The organism is Sphingobium yanoikuyae, assembly GCF_013001025.1.
Taxonomy (GTDB): domain Bacteria; phylum Pseudomonadota; class Alphaproteobacteria; order Sphingomonadales; family Sphingomonadaceae; genus Sphingobium; species Sphingobium yanoikuyae_A.
This window is the reverse complement of sequence record NZ_CP053021.1, coordinates 404,989-421,668: the sequence shown is the minus strand read 5'-3', so window position 1 is coordinate 421,668 and position 16,680 is coordinate 404,989. Positions and strand designations below refer to the sequence as shown.

The 16,680-nt window shown below is 64.7% G+C and carries 20 protein-coding genes and 1 pseudogene; 7 read left to right on the top strand and 14 right to left on the bottom strand.

The genetic code is table 11. The annotated features are described in order from the left end of the window. Positions 1-55: 55 nt before the first annotated feature. The 3 genes from HH800_RS02280 to petA are packed head-to-tail and all read right to left on the bottom strand — an operon-like array spanning position 56 to position 2,789. A complete protein-coding gene (locus HH800_RS02280) occupies positions 56-904 on the bottom strand; it encodes a cytochrome c1 (RefSeq protein WP_037507701.1) in 849 nt (282 codons plus the stop codon). 14 nt (positions 905-918) lie between these two features. Then, the gene (locus HH800_RS02275; protein WP_037517623.1) at positions 919-2,211 is read right to left on the bottom strand and encodes a cytochrome b; all 1,293 of its coding nucleotides are present in this window, start codon (positions 2,209-2,211) and stop codon (positions 919-921) included. An 11-nt stretch (positions 2,212-2,222) separates the two neighbouring features. Next, positions 2,223-2,789, bottom strand: coding sequence for a ubiquinol-cytochrome c reductase iron-sulfur subunit (petA, locus tag HH800_RS02270; protein WP_004208161.1), 567 nt, complete (start codon positions 2,787-2,789; stop codon positions 2,223-2,225). Positions 2,790-2,982: 193 nt separating this feature from the next. On the opposite strand from petA, the gene HH800_RS02265 reads away from it, so the two are divergent. The 3 genes from HH800_RS02265 to HH800_RS02255 are packed head-to-tail and all read left to right on the top strand — an operon-like array spanning position 2,983 to position 4,917. After that, the gene (locus HH800_RS02265) at positions 2,983-3,441 is read left to right on the top strand and encodes a tRNA (cytidine(34)-2'-O)-methyltransferase (protein WP_169860054.1); all 459 of its coding nucleotides are present in this window, start codon (positions 2,983-2,985) and stop codon (positions 3,439-3,441) included. Next, a complete protein-coding gene (gene hemF, locus HH800_RS02260; RefSeq protein ID WP_169860053.1) occupies positions 3,438-4,313 on the top strand; it encodes an oxygen-dependent coproporphyrinogen oxidase in 876 nt (291 codons plus the stop codon). Before HH800_RS02265 ends, hemF begins: the two co-directional genes overlap by 4 nt. Before the next feature lie 4 nt (positions 4,314-4,317). Continuing rightward, entirely contained in the window at positions 4,318-4,917 is a 600-nt protein-coding gene (locus HH800_RS02255) for a GNAT family N-acetyltransferase (protein WP_169860052.1), read from the top strand. Here the strand turns inward: HH800_RS02255 and HH800_RS02250 are convergent. Then, positions 4,899-5,693, bottom strand: a complete 795-nt coding sequence (locus tag HH800_RS02250; RefSeq protein ID WP_004208165.1) for a hypothetical protein — start codon at positions 5,691-5,693, stop codon at positions 4,899-4,901. The two genes, HH800_RS02255 and HH800_RS02250, sit on opposite strands and share 19 nt — an antisense overlap. Positions 5,694-5,769: 76 nt before the next feature. Between HH800_RS02250 and lipB the strand changes: the two genes are divergently transcribed. From lipB to HH800_RS02235, 3 genes are all read left to right on the top strand, one after another. After that, on the top strand, positions 5,770-6,474 hold the full coding sequence (gene lipB / locus HH800_RS02245) for a lipoyl(octanoyl) transferase LipB (RefSeq protein ID WP_069335739.1): 705 nt from the start codon (positions 5,770-5,772) through the stop codon (positions 6,472-6,474). 62 nt (positions 6,475-6,536) lie between these two features. After that, a complete protein-coding gene (locus tag HH800_RS02240) occupies positions 6,537-6,824 on the top strand; it encodes a hypothetical protein (RefSeq protein ID WP_097385712.1) in 288 nt (95 codons plus the stop codon). Positions 6,825-6,927: 103 nt separating this feature from the next. Next, positions 6,928-7,623 carry a hypothetical protein gene (locus HH800_RS02235; RefSeq protein WP_169860051.1) on the top strand — a complete coding sequence of 232 codons (696 nt, stop codon included), beginning with the start codon at positions 6,928-6,930 and terminating at the stop codon, positions 7,621-7,623. A gap of 12 nt (positions 7,624-7,635) precedes the next feature. Here the strand turns inward: HH800_RS02235 and queE are convergent, their stop codons facing one another. The 5 genes from queE to argF form a co-directional block, all read right to left on the bottom strand. Further along, on the bottom strand, positions 7,636-8,280 hold the full coding sequence (queE, locus tag HH800_RS02230) for a 7-carboxy-7-deazaguanine synthase (RefSeq protein ID WP_125997885.1): 645 nt from the start codon (positions 8,278-8,280) through the stop codon (positions 7,636-7,638). Positions 8,281-8,283: 3 nt separating this feature from the next. Further along, positions 8,284-8,985, bottom strand: a complete 702-nt coding sequence (queC, locus tag HH800_RS02225; RefSeq protein WP_169860050.1) for a 7-cyano-7-deazaguanine synthase QueC — start codon at positions 8,983-8,985, stop codon at positions 8,284-8,286. 48 nt (positions 8,986-9,033) lie between these two features. Continuing rightward, positions 9,034-9,441, bottom strand: coding sequence for a DUF3617 domain-containing protein (locus tag HH800_RS02220; RefSeq protein ID WP_037507688.1), 408 nt, complete (start codon positions 9,439-9,441; stop codon positions 9,034-9,036). A 126-nt stretch (positions 9,442-9,567) separates the two neighbouring features. Next, positions 9,568-10,473 (bottom strand): Hsp33 family molecular chaperone HslO, encoded by a 906-nt coding sequence (locus tag HH800_RS02215; RefSeq protein ID WP_169860049.1) that lies wholly within the window; start codon positions 10,471-10,473, stop codon positions 9,568-9,570. A gap of 123 nt (positions 10,474-10,596) precedes the next feature. Continuing rightward, positions 10,597-11,523 (bottom strand): ornithine carbamoyltransferase, encoded by a 927-nt coding sequence (gene argF, locus HH800_RS02210; RefSeq protein WP_169860048.1) that lies wholly within the window; start codon positions 11,521-11,523, stop codon positions 10,597-10,599. Positions 11,524-11,607: 84 nt separating this feature from the next. Between argF and HH800_RS29560 the strand changes: the two are divergent. Continuing rightward, positions 11,608-11,661: pseudogene (locus HH800_RS29560) on the top strand (hypothetical protein); the annotation flags it as partial. On the opposite strand, the gene HH800_RS02205 reads toward HH800_RS29560, so the two are convergent. From HH800_RS02205 to flhB, 5 genes are all read right to left on the bottom strand, one after another. Continuing rightward, positions 11,649-12,845 (bottom strand): aspartate aminotransferase family protein, encoded by a 1,197-nt coding sequence (locus HH800_RS02205; protein ID WP_169860047.1) that lies wholly within the window; start codon positions 12,843-12,845, stop codon positions 11,649-11,651. The pseudogene HH800_RS29560 and the gene HH800_RS02205 sit on opposite strands and share 13 nt — an antisense overlap. 175 nt (positions 12,846-13,020) lie before the next feature. Next, positions 13,021-13,422: a flagellar export chaperone FliS gene (gene fliS / locus HH800_RS02200; RefSeq protein WP_004208175.1), complete on the bottom strand. Its 402-nt coding sequence runs from the start codon at positions 13,420-13,422 to the stop codon at positions 13,021-13,023. Positions 13,423-13,438: 16 nt separating this feature from the next. Beyond that, entirely contained in the window at positions 13,439-14,851 is a 1,413-nt protein-coding gene (gene fliD, locus HH800_RS02195; RefSeq protein WP_169860046.1) for a flagellar filament capping protein FliD, read from the bottom strand. 101 nt (positions 14,852-14,952) lie between these two features. After that, the gene (locus HH800_RS02190; protein WP_010338839.1) at positions 14,953-15,432 is read right to left on the bottom strand and encodes a hypothetical protein; all 480 of its coding nucleotides are present in this window, start codon (positions 15,430-15,432) and stop codon (positions 14,953-14,955) included. Between the two features lie 110 nt (positions 15,433-15,542). After that, positions 15,543-16,679, bottom strand: a complete 1,137-nt coding sequence (flhB, locus tag HH800_RS02185) for a flagellar type III secretion system protein FlhB (protein WP_169860045.1) — start codon at positions 16,677-16,679, stop codon at positions 15,543-15,545. Between the last annotated feature and the right edge of the window lies 1 nt (position 16,680).

The window sequence follows — 16,680 nt, the reverse complement described above, 5'->3', positions numbered from 1 at the left end:
CACTCCCGACAAGGAAGCGCGCCCCGTTCTTTCATGCCAACAGGCGGAGGTGCGGTCAGGCCGCCTTCTTCTTGTCCGCCCAGATATTCTGATAGGCCATATAGGCAAGGCCCGTGGCGATCAGCAGGAAGAGGATCGTCGCCACGCCCGCGCGGCGGCGGTTTTCCAGCTTCGGCTCGGCCGTCCAGGTGAGGAAGGCGGCCACGTCCTGCGACATCTGGTCGATCGTCGGCTTGGTTCCGTCGCCATAGGTCACCTGGCCATCGGCCGACAGCGGCGGCGCCATGGCAAGGTTCAGGTTGGCGAAATAGGGGTTGAAGTGCAGCCCCTCGGGCGTCTTGGCATCCGGGAAATGCTTGAGCAGTTCGGCCGGCTGTTCCTGGAAGCCCGTCAGCAGCGAATAGACATAGGCCGAACCATGATGGCGCGCCTTGGTCATCAGCGAGAGATCCGGCGGGATCGCATTATTGTTCGCCGCCGCCGCCGCGACATTGTTCGCGAAGGGGGACGGGAAATAATCGGCCGGAATGCCATCGCGGGTCGAGGCCTCACCCGTCGCCGGATCGACGCTGGGGGTCTTGATCGCCCAGTTCTTGGCGATCGCCTTGATCTCCGCCTCGTTATAACCAATGCCGGCCAGGTCGCGGAAGGCGACGAACTTCAGGCTGTGGCAGGCTGAGCAGACCTCCTTGAACACCTGGAAGCCGCGCTGGAGCTGCTGATTGTCATAACGTCCCAGCGGCCCGTCGAACGAGAAGGAGACATGCTTGGGGGCCAGGTGGAACTCATGCTCCACCGTCTTGGCCGGGGGCTCCACCACGTAGGAATAGGCACCCACGAGGAAGGAGATGAGCAGCCAGCCGGCGAAGAAGAGGCCGACAAGGAATGCGCCGATGCGTACCATGCTTGTCTTCCCCCTTATTCAGCCGGGACTGCGGCGGGTTCGCCGTCAGCCTTGGCATATTTGGCCAGCACCGCCTCGGTGATCGAATTGGGCAGCGGCAGCGGCTTTTCGAAGCGCGCGATCATCGGCAGGATGATCAGGAAATGCGCGAAATAATAGGCCGCGGCGACCTGGCTGATCATCACATAGGGCTCTTCCGCCGGCGCACCGCCGCAATAGCCCAGGATCAGCACGTCGAGCACCAGGATCCAGAAGAACGTCTTGAAGGTCGGGCGATAGCTGCCCGAGCGCACCGGCGAAGTGTCGAGCCAGGGCAGGAAGAAGAGCAGCAGGATCGATGCGAACATCGCCAGCACGCCCAGCAGCTTGGCCGGCACGAAGAAGAAGTCGACGGTGAAGGCGCGCAGGATCGCGTAGAAGGGCCAGAAATACCATTCGGGCACGATATGCGCAGGGGTCGAGAGCGGGTTCGCCTCGATATAATTGTCCGGGTGGCCCAGATAATTGGGCGCGAAGAACAGCAGGATCGCGAACAGGATCAGGAAGACGCCCGCCCCGAAACCGTCCTTCGCGGTATAATAGGGATGGAAGGGCACGGTATCCTGGGGGCCCTTAACCTCGACACCGGTCGGGTTGGAGGAGCCGGGAATATGCAGCGCCCAGATATGCAGGATCACCACCGCCGCGATCACGAAGGGCAGCAGGAAGTGGAGCGAGAAGAAGCGGTTCAGCGAGGCATTGCCGGGCGCAAAACCGCCCAGCAGCCAGGTCTGGATCGGCTCGCCCACCACCGGGATCGCGCCGAACAGGCCGGTAATGACCTTCGCGCCCCAATAGCTCATCTGCCCCCAGGGCAGGACATAGCCCATGAAGGCGGTGGCCATCATCAGCAGGAAGATGACGAGGCCGAGCAGCCAGACCATTTCGCGCGGTGCCTTGTAGGAGCCAAAATAAAGGCCGCGGAAAATGTGCAGATAGACGACGATGAAGAAGAAGCTGGCGCCGTTGGCATGGGCATAGCGCATCAGCCAGCCCGCATTCACGTCGCGCATCGTCTGTTCGACAGTGCCGAAGGCGACCAGCGTGTTGGCGCCATAATGCATCGCCATGACCACGCCGGTGACGATCTGGATCACCAGCGCCAGCCCGGCGAGGACACCGAAATTCCAGAAATAATTGAGGTTGCGCGGCACCGGATAGCCGGCACCGACGGCATTGTAGACGAGACGCGGCAGCGGCAGCTTCTCGTCGACCCACTGCATCAGCGGATGCTTGGGGGTATAATGTTCAGCCCATGGAAAGCTCATGACGGTCCCCCTCAACCCACAAGAATGGCAGTGTCGGAAGTGAAGCTATACTTCGGCACTTCCAGATTCTTGGGGGCAGGCCCCTTACGGATGCGGGCGGCCGTGTCATAGGACGAACCGTGGCAGGGGCAGAAATAACCGCCGAATTCGCCGCGATTTTCGCCCTCGCCCGCGCCCAGCGGCACGCAGCCCAGATGGGTGCAGACGCCCATGGTGATCAGCCACTGCTTCTTGCCGTCGACCGTCCGCTCCGCCAGCGTCTGCGGATCGCGCAGCGTGGACGGGTCGACCTTGTCGGCCTCGGCAATTTCCTTGTCGGTGAGTTGGCGAACGAACAGCGGCTGCGACCGGAAGGTGGTCTTGATCGCCTGGCCCGGCTGGATCGCGGAAAGATCGACCTCGGTCGATGCGAGCGCCAATACGTCGGCGCTGGGGTTCATCTGATCGATGAGCGGGAGAATGACGCCGACGGCGCCCACCCCTGCGAAGCTCACCGCAGCGATATTGATGAAATCGCGGCGACGCACTCCGTCTTCGCCGGATAGACCCTGCCCGTCAACTTGTTCTGAGTTCGCCATGCACCTCTACCCTTGCAAGACTTCCCTATTCACGCCGGAATGCCTTGAGTGATCCTGATTATCAAGGGAGTTAGGGTATACCCCGCCTCCCCCCGGCGTGGGTCAAAGGTCTGATAACCGGACTGTCAGGGCTTTGCCAACCGCAAAGTCATCCAGACTATGACAAATCGCCGCGCTGCATTATGCGACAGCCATGCGTATCGCTCTCTACCAGCCCGAAATCGCCGGCAATGTCGGCGCCATCCTGCGCCTCGCCGCCTGTTTTGCCGTCCCCGTCGACATCATCATGCCGACCGGATTCGCCTTTTCCGATGCCCGACTGAAGCGCGCGGCAATGGATTATGGCACAGCGGCCGAAGTCGTGCGCCACGCCAATTTCGAGGCGTTCGACGCGGAAAGACGGGCCGCCGGCCGCCGCCTGCTGCTGATGAGCAGCCACGCGTCGGAACGACTGCCCGATGTGACATTTCGCAGTGACGATGTCTTGCTGATGGGATCGGAAAGCGCGGGCGTGCCCGATCATGTCCGCGATCTGGCTGATATTCGCGTGCGCATTCCGATGGCGCCGGGCTTCCGCTCGCTCAACATCGCCGTTTCCACCGGCATCGCCGTTGCCGAGGCCCTTCGCCAGACCGGGAGCTTCCCCGCATGACGCCTGACATCCGCTTCCCCCTGAACCCGCAGCAGCAGGCCGCCCGTGCCTGGTTCGAATCGCTGCGCGACCGGATCTGCGCGGAGTTCGAGGCGATCGAGCGCGAAGCCGGCAGCGACGCCAGCTTCGCCTATACCCCCTGGGATCGCGAGGCCGAAGGCGTAGCGCCGGGCGAAGGCGGTGGCGGCGTGCGCGGGGTGATGAAGGGCAAGGTCTTCGAGAAGGTGGGCGTCAACATATCCACCGTGACCGGCGATCTTGCCCCCGGCTTTGCCCAGACCATCCATGGCGCGGCCGACAATCCGGCCTTTTTCGCCACCGGCATCAGCCTGGTCGCGCATATGGCGAACCCGCATGTGCCGGCCGTCCACATGAACACCCGCTTCCTCAACACGACCAAGAACTGGTTCGGCGGCGGCGCCGACCTCAATCCGCCGCTGCCGCGTAACGAGGATACGGCGGATTTCCATGCAGTGTTGCAGGCCGCCTGCGACGCCCATGACTCTGCTTATTATCCGCGCTTCAAGGCCTGGGCCGACGACTATTTCTTCATCCCCCATCGCGGCGTGCATCGGGGCGTCGGCGGCATCTTCTACGATCATCTCGAATGCGCGGACGATGCCGCGTTCGACGCCAATTTCGCCTTCACCCGTGATGTCGGCGACGCTTTCCTGGCGGCCTTCCCACCAATCGTGCGGCGGCGGATGAACGAGGCGTGGAGCGAGGAAGAGTATCGCACCATGCTGGAATGGCGCGGCCGCTATGCCGAATTCAACCTGGTCCATGACCGCGGCACCCTGTTCGGACTCAAGACCGGCGGCAATATCGACGCGATCCTGATGAGCCTGCCGCCGATGGCAAGCTGGAGCTGATCGCGTGGCGCTGACCCCGGTCGATCCGCGCGAGATCGCGACCATCGTCACCCATCTGGAAATGCGCGAGCGACCGAAACCCGCGCCGATCCCGCCCGCGCCGCTGCGGCTGGTGCCATGGAAGACGCCGGACCTTGCCACCTATCGCGCTTTGTTTCGCCGGGTCGGCGAACCGTGGCTGTGGTTCTCGCGGCTGGTGATGCCGGACGCTCAGCTCGCGGCCATCCTGCATGATCCCCTGGTCGAGGTGTATGCCGTCACCGACCCGCGCGGGATCGAGGTCGGCCTGCTGGAGCTGGATTTCCGCAGCCCGTCACAATGCGAGCTGGCCTTTTTCGGGCTGGTGCCCTCGCTCAACGGCAAGGGGCTGGGCAAATGGCTGATGGCGCAGGCCAAGTCGCTCGCCTGGCGCAAGGGGGTGGAGCGCTTCTGGGTCCATACCTGCACGCTCGACAGTCCGGCTGCGCTCGGCTTCTACATCAAGTCGGGCTTCACCCCCTATGGCCGGGAGATCGAGACCTTCGCCGATCCGCGCCTGCTGGGCCTGCTGCCGCCCGAAGCGGCGCCGCAGATCCCGATGTTCGGTCAGCCGGCCGACGCCTGACGATAGATGCGGGCCAGCATCACCAGCATATAGACCTGGATCACCGTCGACACCGCCGCCGATGCGACGCCGCCCACCAGCCGGGCGGCCTCCGGTCCGGCGGCAAGGCCGGCGAGCGCACCGAAGATCGTCTGCGCCGCCATGCTGGCAATGCCCGACAGCAGGGTGATCAGGATGATGAAGCCCAGTAGCCGCCAGAAACAGCCGCGCGTCAGCGCCCAGGCATGGCGCAGTGAGGGCACCACCCCCTGATTGCCGTCGATCACCGCCGGATTGAGCAGCATCAGCCGGACGCTGGCGAAGATGGTGGCGCCGCCGACAAAGGCGCCGAGGATGGCGCCGATGCTGGTGCCCACGGACTCCGAGACCAGGCTGGCCAGGACGGCGACCAGAATCGCGGCCAGCATCAGCCCGCCGATCAGGAACATGGCAAGCAAGGCGGTGCCCAGCAGCACCGGCAGTCGGGCAAAGCCCAGGCGCAACGCCTCCCCCACGCTGATGCCCGGCCGCAGCGCCAGTGCAAACAGCGTCAGCGATCCGAACCAGATGATGACGACACCTAGCAGCATCGCCAGCGCAAAGCCCGGCGGAATATCGGGCAGGCCGGTGCGCTGGGGATTGGCCATCCATTCGGCCAGTTGCGGCGGCGTCATTTCCTGCAGGATCAGCCCCGGCAGGGCCAGGAACAGCAGCGCGACGGGGAAGAGCAGCGACGCTTCGCGGGCGACGAAGGCAACCGCCTCCTCCCACGCCTTGCCGATCGAGACTGCCGCCATATCTAATGCCTACCCCTGTCCTGCGAAATGCGGCCCGAGACTTGATCGCTCGCCCCGCTCAAGTCAAGGAAGCGCCATGACCGATCCCCTGCCCTTTCCCGACGTCGAGTGGCGCAGCGATGCCGCCCCCGTCGACTATCCGACCGCCCTTGCCGATATGGAGGCGCGGGCCGCCGCCATTTATGAAGGCGAAGCGCGCGAGCGCGTCTGGCTGCTGGAGCATCCGCCGCTCTATACCGCCGGCACCAGCGCCGATCCGGCCGAACTGATCGATCCCCGCTTTCCTGTCCATGATGCCGGACGCGGTGGACGCTACACCTATCATGGGCCGGGCCAGCGCATCGGCTATCTCAACATCGACCTGCGCGAGCGCGGCAAGGATGTGCGCAATTTCGTCCATCATCTTGAAGGCTGGATGATCGACGCGCTCGCCGACCTGGGCATTGCCGCCCGCCGCGCCGAAGGGCGCATCGGCATCTGGACCGACGACCGACAGGGGCGCGAGGCAAAGATCGGTGCGCTGGGCATTCGCGTCCGCCGCTGGGTGACGCTGCACGGCTTTTCGATCAACGTCGATCCCGACCTGTCCCATTTTGGCGGCATCGTGCCGTGCGGGATCAGCGAGTTTCCGGTGACCAGCATCGCCGCATTGGGCGGCAATGCCTCGATGGAAGCCCTTGATGCGGCGCTCAAGGCGCATTTCCCCGCCTTTCTCGGCCGGCTGCGGCGCTGCGGATCGGGCGACGGCACGGGACTTGAGCAATGCGGGACCGCCCGCTAGGGTCCGCCACTTCGCCAGGTGGGGGGCCGCCGGGCATGTTGAGCCATGTTATGGAGACCCGGATGCGCCTTGACGCAAGGATGATGACTGCCGCCCTGTTGATCGGCTGCATGCCGCTGGCAGGCTGCGGCGGTGGCGGCGAAAAGAGCGGCAACACGGTGCAGATGAAGGATATGGAAGTGGTCGATGGCACCGCCACCGACGCCATGACCGATCTGGACGGCGTCCAGAGCGAGGGTACCAGCCTGGCCTTGCCGGAAAACCGCGCCGAAACCAAGGCCGCTTCCCCGGCCAAGGCGGACAATGCGTCCGCCCCCGCCAATGATGAGGAAGTCGTGTCGGATCAGTGAGGCTTTTGCCGTTCACTTCCGATACAGCCGCGCTATAGTTGATGCCGTTATGGGGGAATTGGGCGTTCGCGCCGTCAAGACCCCGGCTGAGAGGGTTTATTCAATGACGTTCCGTTTTCGCTCGCGCCAGGCCTTTGCCGCCCTGACGATCGCCGCCGCGTCGCTCACCGCCGCGCAGCCGGCCGCCGCGCAATTCTTCTGGTCGCCGCCCGACATGTCGGCCCCGGCCCTGACCGACGAGGCCGCCGCCACCGCGCTGGGCCTGCCCGGCGCCACGGCGGACGAGATCAAGGCTGGCCTCACCTGGAACCTGCGCGCCGCGATCAACGTCGCCGCGCTGCAGTGCCAGTTCGAACCGACCCTGCTGTCGGTCAGCAACTACAACGCCATGATCGCCCATCATGACGCCGAACTTGACGCGGCGCAGGCGACGCTGCTCAGCTATTTCCAGCGCACCAAGGGCAAGGGCAAGCCCGGCCAGTCGGCGTCCGACATGTATAATACCCGCATCTATTCGGGCTATTCGACGGTCCAGGCGCAGCGCGGCTTCTGCCAGGCGGCGGCGGCGGTCGGTCGCCAGGCGATCTTCGCTGATCGCGGCCAGCTCAACGTCGTCGCGCGCCAGGGCCTGGCCTCGATCAAGAAGTCGCTCGTCCATGCCGGCGAGCAATATTATGGCGATCCGGGCTGGAACTATCAGCTCGCTTTGCCCTCGCTCGACGCCAAATGCTGGAAAAAGGGCGTGCTGCTGCCCGAATGCCACCAGCAGTGGAACCAGAAGGCGGGCGTCCAGCCCTGATCTGACGAAGACTTAGCGCAGGCCCAGATATTTATGGGCCTGCACCGTCAGCCGCCAGCGCGGCCGGGCCATCACCAGATCGATGGCCGCGCGGGCATTGTCCACGGCATGGGCATCGTCGAGCGGCTGGACCAGCAGATGGTCGAAGCCCCAGCCCTCCATCGCCTCGACATCGGCCAGGCTGTGGCCGCCATCGGGCTGCGGCCAGACCAGCTTCAGCTCATTGCCCTTCATCTGGACCACGTCGCTGCCCGCCTTGGGGCTGATGCAGACCCAGTCGATGCCCGGATGCGCCGGCAAGGTGCCGTTGCTTTCGATCGCGATGGTGAAGCCACGGGCATGGAGCGCATCTATCAGCGCATCGTCGACCTGCAACATCGGCTCGCCACCGGTCAGGACGATATAGGGGCCTTCCCCCTCGCCCCAGAAGGCGAATGCCGCATCGGCGAGCGCGTCGGCGGTCGCGAACTTGCCGCCGCCATCACCGTCAGTGCCGACGAAGTCAGTGTCGCAGAAGCGGCAGACGGCATCGCGCCGATCCTGCTCACGCCCGCTCCACAGATTGCAGCCAGCAAAGCGCAGGAAGACCGCGCGCCGCCCCGCCTGCACGCCTTCGCCCTGCAGGGTCAGGAACATTTCCTTGACCGCATAGGTCATGTGTCAGGCCTTTCCGGGACGCGTCGCATAGACGGTGGGATCGGGCAGGCCCGCTTCCTCGAAGCCCTTCGAGCGCAGGCGGCAACTGTCGCACAGGCCGCAATGCTTGTTGTCAGGCGTCGGATCATAGCAGGACCAGCTGAGCCCGGCGTCCAGGCCCAGGCGATGCGCCTCGCGCACGATGTCCGCCTTGGTCATGAACTGCAGCGGCGTGTTGATGCGGATCGGATGGCCCTCGACCCCCGCCTTGGTCGCCAGCGTCGCCATCTTCTGGAACGCGTCGATAAATTCGGGACGGCAGTCGGGATAGCCCGAATAGTCGAGCGCATTGACACCGATATAGATGTCGCTGGCCGAAGCGACTTCGGCCAGGCCCAGCGTCAGCGACAGGAAGATGGTGTTGCGCGCAGGCACATAGGTGACAGGGATTTCCTCGCCCACGCCGCCCTTGGGCACTTCGATGTCGGCGGTCAGCGCCGACCCGCCAAAGGCCGTGAGGTCGAGCGGCAGCACGATGTGCGACATGGCATTGAGCGCCGTCGCGACCTTGGCCGCGGCGCGCAGTTCGACGCGATGGCGCTGATTATAATCGATCGTCAGCGCCAGGACGCGATAGCCCGCTTCGCGCGCAAGCCCGCCCGCGACCATTGAATCCAGCCCGCCCGAAAGCAGGACGACGGCGAATTTTCCATTCTGTGCGACCATGATGCTGCGCTAGACCTCGTTATGTTGCAGTGCAAGGGGGGCCGCCGGTCAGCGGCATGCCCCGACATGGCGCCCTTCGACCATGTTGGAAAAGGGCGCGCCGTCGCTGATCCCCTGCGATCGTATCTGGATGAGGCGCGGCGTTTCGACGCGCAGGTCGGTGCGCGCATTGCCGGCCGCCCCGCAATCGAAGGTCACGGTGGCGGCAGCAGGCGCGTCGCTGACCACGAACGGCTTGCAGCCAGGGCCAGCATTGGCCGGCTCCAGCAACTGATGCGGCATCGTCACGCACAGGCGGCGGGGCGGCGCGGTGGGATCATCGCGCAGACGCAATTCCCATTCGCCCGTTTCCAGCTTGGCGAGCGCAGCCAGTTGCGGCGCGTTCGCCGCCCCGGCCCAGCTTGCCATCATCATTGCCGCCGCGGCGCCCAGCGCCTGCAGCCCCAGCCTTGCCATCTTGCGTCCAGACCTTGTCATCGGCGCCGGGGAGCGGCGCCATGCTTCATCCTGTTGTGCCGCGCAATTGCGGCAATTTGATAGCGCGGGACGAACGGCCCTGCCGCAATTGCCCCGCGCCGGCTTTCAATGGGTAACGAAACTGTCCAGCGCGAGCGGGAACAGCCGCGAGCAGAAGGCGCAATCGACGCCGATAATACCCTTCTCGTCCGCCATCGCCACCCGCTCGTCCGCCGGGAAGCGGCCGATCACATCGCGAATATGGGCAAGGTCACAGCGACAGCCCTTGGCGAGCGCCGTCGTTTCGGTGACGCGCACTTCCTCTTCCTCATGGAACAGGCGCCAGGCGATGTCGGTCAGCGGCAGGTCGAGATCGGTCAGTTCCTCGTCGCGCAGCGTGCCGGCTAGCGCCTGCACATGTTCCCATTCGGGATGATCGTGGCGCACATGCAGGCGCTCGCGCCCCACTTCGCCCTCGGGCAGATGCTGCAGCAGCAGGCCTGCCGCGACACAGCCTTCGCCCGGCTCATGCCGGGTCGCGATCTGGACGATGCTGGGGATCTGTTCGGACTGGAAGAAATAATGCTCCGCCGCCTCGGCCAGCGACGATCCGTCCAGCGGCACGATGCCCTGATAGCGCTCGCCGGTTGCTGCCTGGTCGAAGGTGATCGCCAGATAGCCCTTGCCGAACAGGCCGAACAGGGTCGGATCGCTGCCGATTTCCGCCAGCCGTTCGGCATCGAACTTGGCATAGCCGCGCAGTTCGCCGCCCTTGTAATCGGCCACCAGCAGGCTGACGACGCCATTTTCGGTCTGCGCCTGCAGGGTCAGCTGGCCGCCTGCATCCTTGAGCAGGCTGCCGAGCAGCGCGCCCAGCACCAGCGAGGACGCCAGCACCCGCTCGATCGCCGGGGGATAGGCATGGGCGGACATCACCTGGTCCAGCACCGGCCCCAGCCGCACGAAACGACCACGCACATGGCGCGAGGGGATGGTGAAGCCAAGGGCCTGATCGACATTGCTACTGGTCACGATATTTCCTTCCGATCCACCCGCCCCGAAAGCCGCGAAGGCCCGTCCTCCGCTCCGCAGCGCAGGACAGGCCCCGTCATCTTTCAGGGCGAACGGAAAATTTCGCCCGAATATAGGGTGAGCTTACAGCTTTCCAAGCGCCCAGAGCAGAACCGACTTCTGGGCATGGATGCGGTTCTCCGCCTCGTCCCAGATCAGCGACTGCGGACCGTCGATCACCGCCTCGACCACTTCCTCGCCGCGATGGGCGGGCAGACAGTGGAGGAATTTGGCGTCCGCCTTGGCGCCCACCATCAGCTCGGGCGTCACCTGATAGGGCATCATCGCCGCCAGCTTCGCCTCGGCATGGGCCTGACCCATGGAGATCCAGGTGTCGGTGACCACGACGTCGGCACCGGCCACGGCCTGCGCCGCATCGCGGGTCAGGGTGATGGTCGAACCGGCCGCCTGCGCTGCCGCGGCAAAGGACGGATCGGGATCATAGCCCTCGGGAATGCCCATCCGCACGTCGAACTTCATCAGGCCCGCCGCCTCGACGATCGAGTGGAGGACATTATTGCCGTCGCCCAGCCACGCCCACTGGCTGCCCGGCAGCGCCAGGCCATGTTCGACCACGGTCAGCAGGTCGGCGACGATCTGGCAGGGATGCGACAGGTCGGTCAGGCCATTGATGACCGGAACGCTGGCATATTCGGCCATTTCCTCGATCTTGGCATGATCATCGGTGCGGATCATGATCGCATCGGCCATGCGGCTGAGCACGCGGGCCGTGTCGGCGACGGTCTCGCCACGGCCGAGCTGGCTGGTCGCGCCATCCAGGATCAGCGAATTGCCGCCCAACTGGCGGATCGCCATGTCGAAGCTGACGCGGGTGCGCGTGCTGTTCTTTTCGAAGATCATCGCCAGCGTGTGGCCGGCGAGCGGCGCATCGGCGTCGCCCCAGCCCTTGGGCTTGCCCGCGCGCGCCGCCTTGCGATCGATGGCATCGGCGATCATCGCGGCGATCGCGTCGCCGCCCGCATCGGTGAGATTCAGGAAATGCTTGGTCATTGGAAACAACCTCTAACCCGTTCAGGCTGAGCGAAGTCGAAGCCCCCGCCTGAACGAAGTGAAGGCACCTCGCTTTGCTCGGCGATACCCTTCGACTTCGCTCAGGGCGAACGGAAACTAAATGGTCAGGCCGCCTTGGCGTCCGCGAAGCTCCGCGCGCCAGCGGAAATCTTCTCGATGCACTCGGCGATATGGCTTTCGTCGATGACGAGCGGCGGCAGGATGCGCAGCACATTCTGGCCCGCCGATACCGACAGGAAACCATGATGGTCGCGCAGATGGCCGACGAAGGCGCGCGCATCATAGGCGTCCTTCATCTTGACGCCCAGCATCAGCCCCATGCCGCGCACATCCTCGAACATGTCGTCATGGTTCGGGATCATCTGCTCCAGCGCGGAGCGCAGACGCGCACCCATCGCCGTCACCTGCTCCAGGAAGCCGTCCGCCAGCACCTCTTCCAGCACCGCGATGCCCACCGCCATGGCGAGCGGGTTGCCGCCATAGGTGGAGCCATGGGTGCCGAACACCATGCCCTTGGCCGCTTCCTCGGTGGCGAGGCAGGCGCCGAGCGGGAAGCCCGCGCCGATGCCCTTGGCCACCGCCATGATGTCGGGCTTCACGCCATATTGCTCATGGGCGAAGAAGGTGCCGGTACGGGCATAGCCGCACTGTACTTCGTCCAGGATCAGCAGCAGGCCCTGCTCGTCGCACGCCTTGCGCAGGCCGGTCAGGAACTCCGCCGTCGCCGGGGTCACGCCACCTTCACCCTGCACCGGTTCCAGCAGGAAGCCGGCGGTGTTGTCGTCGATCGCCGCCAGTGCCGCGTCGAGATCGTTGAAGGGCACGACCTGGAAACCGGGCAGCAGCGGCTCGAAACCATCGCGCATCTTGGGCTGGCTGGTCGCCGAAATGGTGCCCAGCGTGCGGCCGTGAAAGGCGTTGTCGAAGCTGATGATCTTGTGCCGGTGCGCTTGCCCATTGGCATAATGATAGCGGCGCGCGGTCTTGATCGCGCACTCGACCGCTTCGGCACCCGAATTGGTGAAGAAGACGGTGTCCGCGAAACTGTTATCAACCAGCTTCTGCGCAAATTCCTCCCCCAGCGGCGAACCGTAGAGGTTGGAGATATGCATCAGCGTCGCAGCCTGATCGGCAATGGTCTTCACCAGCCTGGGATGGCCATGGCCCAACAGATTGACGGCGATGCCGCTGGCGAAGTCGAGATAGCGCTCGCCGCGCTCCCCGATCAGGTAGCAGCCCTCGCCTCGGACCGGACGCACATCGCACCGGGGGTAAACGGGCATGAGCGGCGTAATCGACATGTGCCTTCCCTTTCTGGGTTGATGCTGCGCGTCCGTGCGCATTGGATATAACGCAAAAAGGCGGCCCCCGCCGGGCCGCCCTTGTGCGAGTGCCGCCTATACAGGCCACCGGAAGGGGGTGCAACCCCGCAACCGGGCCAGTCGGCAGCCTATGGACTGATCGCGCCGTGAGCGATCAGGGCTGGCCGATCTGGCTCCAGGCATCGGCAATCTCGCCGACCATGGCGCGGGCCTGCTCAACCGGCGCGGCATCATGCTCCTTGGCGCTGACCAGCAGCAGCCGGCGGGCCTCGCGATAGATGCGCGCCAGGCCGGTGGCGATGTCGCCGCCCTTGTCGAAGTCGAGGCTCGCTTCCAGCGCGAACAGGATCGACATGGCGCGCGCCTGCTTGTCGGACACCTTCAGCCGGTCGCCATTGCGTTCGGCCAGCGCCGTGGCATCGAGCGCGATCAGCAGTTCGTCGAACAGGATCTTGACCAGCGCGTGGGGCGTGGCGCCCTCGATCCGGCTGCCCGAATGCACCGCCGCATAGCGTCGTGCCGCTGCCGTACCCGCAAAGCTGTGATTATAGAACATGCGTCAAAATCCCCGGTTAATCGTCACTGCTATTCCAGGCATCGATCTGCTGCTGGAGATAGCTTTGGGTTGCGTTGAGCGCAGACAGCTTGGTCTGCATTGCCGAATAGATGGAAGTCAGGCGCGTCTCATAGTCGGCCATGTCCTCGTCCAGCTTTTCGAGCTGTTCGGTCAGGCTGTCGGCCAGCTTCTCATAACGGTCCTGCGCCGCCTTGATCGGGCCGTTCTCCAGCTCGATATTGTCGCGCACGCTGTCCATCAGGCCCGACAGGCCCAGATTGTCGGCGGTCGACTTGGCGGGATTGAGCATCTTGGTGATGCCCGCCGGATCGGCGGCCAGCGCCTTGTCCAGCGTGTCGGTGTTGAGCGTCAGCGTGCCGTCGCGGTTGGTCGCGATGCCGATATCGGCCAGCGTCTTGTAGCTGCCGGTCGAGGCCAACTGGGTCGAGGTGATCTTCGAGAGCTGCGACTTCATGTCGCGCACCGCCGACACACCGTTCAGCACGCCCGCGGTCGATGAATCCGTGCCGGTCGAGGTCGACGTGTTCAGCGCCTTCATCAGCGTGTTATAGGCGTCGACAAATTCCTGCAGCAGATCCTTCATCGTCGCGGTCGGCTGCGTCATGGTCAGGTTGACCGTGCTGTTGACGTCCGCCGCGCTCAGTTCGATCCGCAGATAGGGAATCGCATCGTCGATCGTGTTGCTGGCATATTCATAATCGGTGCCGTCGAGCGTGATCTTCGCATTGGCCGGGTCCGACGTCGAGGTCATCGCACTGCTGTTGAGGCCAGCGAGAACGCTGGTCGAGCTGTCGGCCGAGCTGGTGATGGTGAAATCATTGGCCGCGCCGGTTTCGCCCTTGAACACCAGCCGCGTGCCCTGTGCATCGGTGACGACGCTCGCGGTCACGCCGATGTCGGCGGCGTTGATCGCCGAAGCCAGGCCGGAGAAACTGTTATTGCTCGAATCGACGGTGATCGTCGCAGTCTTGCCGCCCGCCGTCGTGATGGTGAGCGAGCCGGTGCCGACCGCCGTGCTGCTTGTGGCACCGCTGGTCGCGGTAGAGGCGAAGATGCGGGCGGTCGCCAGCGACTTCACCACCAGCTGCGCCGGCAGACCAGCCGGCGTGCCGCCGCTCAGCAGGCTGACCGACGCGATGTTGGTGTTGGTCGAATTGGGCGTGCCGGTATATTCGGCACCCGACAGGACGCTGGTCAGCGCATCGGCGAAGGTATCGAGCGAACTGATGGCCGACGCCAGCGCCGAAATGCGGGCATTGTTGGTCGTCTGCTGGGTGGTGATCGCGGACTGGCGCGGATCGCGGGTCGCGCTGACCAGGCTGGTGACAAGCGCGCTCGTGTCGATGCCCGAATTGGCACCCAGCGCCGACAGGATGCTGCTCCCTACCGATGTCGTCGTCGTTGCCATGGGCCGTCCTTTCAAATGAGAGAACGGCCGTAGCGCGAAGATGTTTAGGAATGATTTTCAAGCTGATGGCAAAGCCCGCAAAAAAGCGGGCATGGCCGCGATCAGATCGCCGATGCGGACAGGATCTGGTCGACGGTCCCGCGCGCGACATGCGCCTGGGCCGCATAGGCATAGCTGGCCTGCTGGGCGATCCGCTTGGCCAGGTCGGCGGCCTGCTCCACCGCCTCGCGGGTGGCGGGCGGCAGCGGAATGTAGATGAAGGGCTGCGGCATCATCGCCTGGACCGCCGCCGATGCGCCATCGACCGACACATCCCCCTGCCCGGCGCGCATATCGGCCAGGATATCGGCGATCCGGGCATGGATGCGCGCATATTCGGCGGCGCCGGCGGCATCTTCGTCGACCGCAACGATATCGACTGCAAAACTCTCCTGCCTGCGCGCATCGCTGGCAGACATGTTGCCCTGCTCGGTCGCAGATTCCGTCGCTGAAACCGGCTGAACGGCCGCAGCCGGCACCGGCGCGCGAACGACGCTCCGGTCCACTGGCGAAATCTCGCTACGCGAAAAATACTCGTTCATGACGCACCATCCTAATGCGTCCCCGTAAACAGAATACGGACAAGCGTGGCTAAACTTTAATTCACCATCGCCCTATTTCTTCGATCAACTGCCAAGTATCAGCAAATTCTCTACAATTTCTTTCCATCCGGATCGAAACGCAGATCTTCGGGCACGGTAATGAACGGACGGTCCATTTCCGTCGCCATCTTGTTCTCGACTCGGAAGATGAAGGCCAGCACCGTCGCCACCGCCATGTAGAGGCCTTCATTGACGATCTCGCCAGCGCGCGAGGTAAAGTAGATGGCGCGCGCCAGCTCGGGATATTGCAACACCGACACGCCATGATCCTCGGCCAGTTCACGGATCGAGGCCGCGATCGCGTCACAGCCGCGCGCGACCACGACCGGCGCGGCATCCACGCCGGGCCGATAGCGCAGCGCCACCGCGAAATGGGTCGGGTTGGTGATGATGACGCTGGCCTCTGCCACCGCCTGGCGGGTCGATCCGTTCAGCACCTCGAACTGGCGCCGGCGGATCTGCCCCTTGAGTTCGGGCGAGCCTTCGCTTTCCTTATGCTCGTCCTTGATGTCCTGCTTGCTCATGCCCAGCCGCTTGCCGCGCTGGAAAATCTGCATCGGCACGTCGATGCCGGCGATCACGAACAGCCCGCCCGCCATCACTAGGCAGACCAGGATGAACATGTTGCCAAGGTCGCTGATCGCATTGCCCACGCCGGCCTTGCCCAGGCCGATGATCGCGGTCAGCCGGTCCCAGATCATCCAGAAGCCGACCGCGCCCAGCAGCCCCACCTTGGCGATCGACTTGACCAGTTCGATCAGCCCCTGCGCGCCGAACATGCGCTTGAGGCCCGAAGCCGGGTTCATCTTCGACGCCTTGGGCGCGAAGGCGCCGGGACGGAAGCCCAGCGATCCGAGCAGCGCCGGCGCCGCGATCGCGGCAAAGAAGGTCGCGAGCAATACGCCGCCCACCGGCAGCGCGATGTCCGCCAGCAGGCCGGTGCCACGCGTCACCGGCGAGAAGTTCACGATATCCTCGCGCCCGAAGCGCAGCGCGCGGGTCAGCATGCCCGACAACGCGTCGATCAGGCCCGGCCCGGCAACCGCCAGCCAGCCGATGCCGGCCATCACCACCAGGGCCGTCCCCAGTTCGCGGGACTGGAGGATGTCGCCTTCCTTGGCGGCATCCTGCAATTTCTTCTGTGTCGGCTTTTCGGTCTTTTCGCCGCCCTCGGATCCGCCCGCCATG

Bases quoted from the DNA above. Each gene is read 5' to 3' on its own strand.
- HH800_RS02280 (WP_037507701.1), bottom strand. From the start codon at position 904: ATGGTACGCATCGGCGCATTCCTTGTCGGCCTCTTCTTCGCCGGCTGG.
- HH800_RS02275 (WP_037517623.1), bottom strand. From the start codon at position 2,211: ATGAGCTTTCCATGGGCTGAACATTATACCCCCAAGCATCCGCTGATG.
- petA (WP_004208161.1), bottom strand. From the start codon at position 2,789: ATGGCGAACTCAGAACAAGTTGACGGGCAGGGTCTATCCGGCGAAGAC.
- HH800_RS02265 (WP_169860054.1), top strand. From the start codon at position 2,983: ATGCGTATCGCTCTCTACCAGCCCGAAATCGCCGGCAATGTCGGCGCC.
- hemF (WP_169860053.1), top strand. From the start codon at position 3,438: ATGACGCCTGACATCCGCTTCCCCCTGAACCCGCAGCAGCAGGCCGCC.
- HH800_RS02250 (WP_004208165.1), bottom strand. From the start codon at position 5,693: ATGGCGGCAGTCTCGATCGGCAAGGCGTGGGAGGAGGCGGTTGCCTTC.
- lipB (WP_069335739.1), top strand. From the start codon at position 5,770: ATGACCGATCCCCTGCCCTTTCCCGACGTCGAGTGGCGCAGCGATGCC.
- HH800_RS02240 (WP_097385712.1), top strand. From the start codon at position 6,537: ATGCGCCTTGACGCAAGGATGATGACTGCCGCCCTGTTGATCGGCTGC.
- HH800_RS02235 (WP_169860051.1), top strand. From the start codon at position 6,928: ATGACGTTCCGTTTTCGCTCGCGCCAGGCCTTTGCCGCCCTGACGATC.
- queE (WP_125997885.1), bottom strand. From the start codon at position 8,280: ATGACCTATGCGGTCAAGGAAATGTTCCTGACCCTGCAGGGCGAAGGC.
- queC (WP_169860050.1), bottom strand. From the start codon at position 8,985: ATGGTCGCACAGAATGGAAAATTCGCCGTCGTCCTGCTTTCGGGCGGG.
- HH800_RS02220 (WP_037507688.1), bottom strand. From the start codon at position 9,441: ATGGCAAGGCTGGGGCTGCAGGCGCTGGGCGCCGCGGCGGCAATGATG.
- argF (WP_169860048.1), bottom strand. From the start codon at position 11,523: ATGACCAAGCATTTCCTGAATCTCACCGATGCGGGCGGCGACGCGATC.
- HH800_RS02205 (WP_169860047.1), bottom strand. From the start codon at position 12,845: ATGTCGATTACGCCGCTCATGCCCGTTTACCCCCGGTGCGATGTGCGT.
- fliS (WP_004208175.1), bottom strand. From the start codon at position 13,422: ATGTTCTATAATCACAGCTTTGCGGGTACGGCAGCGGCACGACGCTAT.
- fliD (WP_169860046.1), bottom strand. From the start codon at position 14,851: ATGGCAACGACGACGACATCGGTAGGGAGCAGCATCCTGTCGGCGCTG.
- HH800_RS02190 (WP_010338839.1), bottom strand. From the start codon at position 15,432: ATGAACGAGTATTTTTCGCGTAGCGAGATTTCGCCAGTGGACCGGAGC.
- flhB (WP_169860045.1), bottom strand. From the start codon at position 16,679: ATGGCGGGCGGATCCGAGGGCGGCGAAAAGACCGAAAAGCCGACACAG.